This window comes from Ilumatobacter sp., from assembly GCF_049588435.1.
GTDB lineage: Bacteria > Actinomycetota > Acidimicrobiia > Acidimicrobiales > Ilumatobacteraceae > Ilumatobacter_A.
Genome location: NZ_JBAVYV010000323.1, coordinates 1 through 3,418, shown reverse-complemented (window position 1 = coordinate 3,418; position 3,418 = coordinate 1). Strand labels below are relative to the sequence as shown.

3 protein-coding genes are annotated in these 3,418 nt (G+C 68.0%); 1 reads left to right on the top strand and 2 read right to left on the bottom strand.

The features are described from left to right. Positions 1–1,504, top strand: a 1,504-nt coding sequence (locus WBV89_RS12490; protein ID WP_423981680.1) for an acyl-CoA carboxylase subunit beta, incomplete at its 5' end; no start/stop codon positions are given. A 50-nt stretch (positions 1,505–1,554) separates the two neighbouring features. Here WBV89_RS12490 and WBV89_RS12485 read toward each other — a convergent pair. Together WBV89_RS12485 and WBV89_RS12480 are read right to left on the bottom strand one after the other, a co-directional pair. Further along, the gene (locus WBV89_RS12485) at positions 1,555–2,571 is read right to left on the bottom strand and encodes a hypothetical protein (protein WP_423981679.1); all 1,017 of its coding nucleotides are present in this window, start codon (positions 2,569–2,571) and stop codon (positions 1,555–1,557) included. A 46-nt stretch (positions 2,572–2,617) separates the two neighbouring features. Further along, positions 2,618–3,418, bottom strand: an 801-nt coding sequence (locus WBV89_RS12480) for a lysophospholipid acyltransferase family protein (protein WP_423981678.1), incomplete at its 5' end; no start/stop codon positions are given.

The following is a 3,418-nucleotide window of genomic DNA, read 5'->3' as shown; positions in this document are numbered from 1 at the left end:
ACTCGACCCTGCCCGCCACACGGCGGTCGACAAGCGACATGCGCGCGGCAAGCGCACGGCGCGCGAGAACCTCGCTGACCTCGTCGATCCGGGAAGCTATGTCGAGTACGGGCCCGTGACGATCGCGGCGCAGCGGCGTCGTCGTGATGTCGAGGATCTGATCGCCAACACGCCCGCCGACGGGATGATCGCCGGGATCGGTGATGTGAACGGGGCATTGTTCGACAGCAAGGCCGCGAAGACCGTGGTGATGTCATACGACTACACGGTGCTGGCAGGTACGCAGGGCTACCAGAATCATCGGAAGAAGGATCGCCTGATCGACGTCGCGCAACGGCTTCAGGCACCCGTCGTGTTCTTCACCGAGGGTGGAGGCGGCCGGCCGGGCGATACCGACCCGCCGGGCGTGAGCGGTCTCGACTGCCTCGCCTTCTGGTGGTTCGCTGAACTGTCGGGCACCGTCCCGCTCGTCGGAATCGCATCGGGTTACTGCTTCGCCGGGAACGCGGCGATCCTCGGCTGCTGTGACGTGGTGATCGCCACCGTCGACAGCAACATCGGGATGGGCGGGCCGGCGATGATCGAAGGTGGAGGGCTCGGCGTGTTCGCCCCGACCGACATCGGACCGATCGACGTGCAACGTGCGAACGGAGTCGTCGACGTCGTCGCCGCCGACGAGGCGGAGGCGGTCGACATCGCGAAGCGGTACCTGTCGTATTTCCAGGGAACGACGAGCGAATGGTCCGTGGCCGACCAGGACCGGTTGCGCGGCATCGTCCCACCGGACCGGCTGCGTGCGTACGACATCAGGCGGGTGATCGACGGCCTCTTCGATACCGACTCGGTGCTCGAGCTCCGGCGCGACTTCGGGGTCGGGATGGTGACCGCGCTCGCACGCCTGGAGGGTCGACCGGTCGGGGTGGTCGCGAACAACCCGACGCACCTCGGTGGGGCCATCGACAGCGACGGAGCCGACAAGGCAGCGAGGTTCATGCAGCTGTGTGATGCCCATGGCCTTCCGGTGATCACGCTGTGCGACACGCCGGGGATGATGGTCGGCCCCGACGTCGAGCAGACCGCCCTCGTCCGCCACTGCTCACGGCTGTTCGTGACCGGAGCCAACCTGTCGGTTCCGACGATCACCGTCGTCACCCGCAAGGCGTACGGGCTCGGGGCACAGGCGATGATGGGAGGATCGACCAAGGCGCCGCTGGCGTGTCTCGCATGGCCGACGGGCGAGTTCGGAGGGATGGGACTCGAGGGTGCCGTGCGCCTCGGCTACAGCAAGGAACTCGCGGCGGTTGCCGACGAATCCGATCGCGAGTCGTTGTTCCAGGAGATGGTCGATCGGATGTACGAACACGGCAAGGCGGTCAACGTCGCATCGCATTTCGAGATCGACGACGTGATCGATCCCGCGGACACTCGGCGGTGGCTGACGACGCTGCTCGACGCCGCTCCGGACTCACCTCGGGCACGCCGCCCCCAGGTCGACACCTGGTGACCGTGACGTCACGGGTCTGCTTGGTCTCGAGGGGTCCGTGACGGCACGCCTCAGCAGCGGGCGGAGAGGACGGCGTCGGTCTCGGCGCCGTCATAGGCGTGAACGACGACTTCGGCGATCTCGTTGCGGTCGTTCCACACGTGGGTGACGATCTCCGCGAGACCGTCGCCGTTGAGATCGGCGACGGCGAGCACCCGATACGTGTCGATCGGCGGACGGGGGACGGTGGTCGTCGTCACGTCGGATGGTGGCGGCTCGTCCGAAGTCTCAGGTTCTCGTGGGTAGTCGCGGGAGACCGTGATCGCAGCGCCGGAATCAGCGTCGATCAACAGCAATGCCGCGAAGTCCTCGCCCCCGAATGCGACGAGCGATTCGCTGTCGAGGTCGCCGTCGAGGTCGGTCACGACGATCTGGCGAATCTCCCCGGAGTCGGCGTCGACGCCGATGCCGTCGAACGCGGCAATGCCGGCTGCTCGGTAGGAGGCCACGTCGGCGTCGACGACCGCGATCGGACGCGGTTCGCTGTCCCAGTCACCGGCGAAGGCGAGCGACCGATACCCGAAACCCGGATCCTCGGGTGCCCGCGCATTGGGTGAGATCACGGGCCCGCTGCGCCCGTCATCGCACAGCTCGATCGTCGCTCCGACGTTGCCGTCGATCGGGTCGATCCCGAGCTCGTGGATCATCATCGCATCCGCCTCGACGGCGACCTCGCGGGGCTGACCGTTGTCGTCCAGCGATCCTTCCCAGCCGGACCCGGTCCATCGGCCGACGTACAGCCATCCGTCCGGGTCGCCTCCGGCGTAGTACTGGGTCGATGCCGATGACGGGGTCCCCGATGGCGGAGGCGTGGTGGTCGGAGGGACCGTCGTGGTCGTTTCCGGCACCGTGGTCGTCGGCGCCGTCGTCTCGGGAATCGTGGTCTCGGGCACCGTGCTCTCCGGAACGGTGGTGCCCGGATCGATCGACGTCGTCGGTGTCACGGGAGCAACGGTCTCCCGCGTGGTGCAGGCGCCGAGCAACAGGGCCGTGGACGCGAGAGCGAGCAGCGGTCGAGAAGCCTTCATCGGGTCCAGTCTGGCGCGCAGCGGCGACATCGCGTGGACAGCGCGGTCACCCGAGATCGGGCCAGCGACGCGCGCGGCGGCGGCGGACCCCGGCCGTACTGAGGCGACGCTTCTCTCCGAGCTGCCACTGCCGACGCCAACCGTTGTGGTCGGGGCCCGACAGCCGCGGGCTCAGGCCTGTCGCTGCGTTGCGACTGGCCGTCCACCAATCCGTGAGCGTCTCGTCGCCGAGTCGCGTCACGGCGGCCTCGATGCGCTCGTTGAAGCGACGCGTGTTCTCGCCGTCGTCGGTCGTCAACGGCGTGCCGAACAGGACGGTGGCCCGACCTCGAGACAGCCGTGTCGCGCCCTTTCCGAAGATCTCGCCCGTGCCATCGATGTGGACCGGGATGATCGGCGCACCGGTTCGAGCCGAGAGGTAGGCGGCTCCGCCCTTGAAGTCCTGACCCCAGCCGTCGGGTGAGCGTCCGCCTTCGGGGTAGATGATCAGGCTCCGACCGTCGACGATCATGTCCCGGAGGCGGTCGAACGTCGCGCGACTGGTGGCGTCGCGGTCAATCGGGATCGCGTTCAGTGTGAGCGCGGAGACCGCTGCCTTCCACCGTGCGTCGAAGAAGTAGTCGGCCGCCGCCGCGACGACGAGTTCTCGCCGCCAGACGGCCGGAATCGCGTGGAGCATCACCCCGGTGTCGATGTGGCTGTGGTGGTTCGGGGCGAAGATGACCGCAGGGGGATCCTCGTGGCGCAGCAGATCGGTGAGTCGGTCGAGGCCGGACACGCGCGGGCTGGCGATCGTCTTGACAGCGAGCCGCATCGGGCCCTCGATGATCAGACCGCGCACCGCCTG

Coding starts and splice junctions, on each gene's coding strand:
- WBV89_RS12485 (WP_423981679.1), bottom strand. CDS start 2,571: ATGAAGGCTTCTCGACCGCTGCTCGCTCTCGCGTCCACGGCCCTGTTG.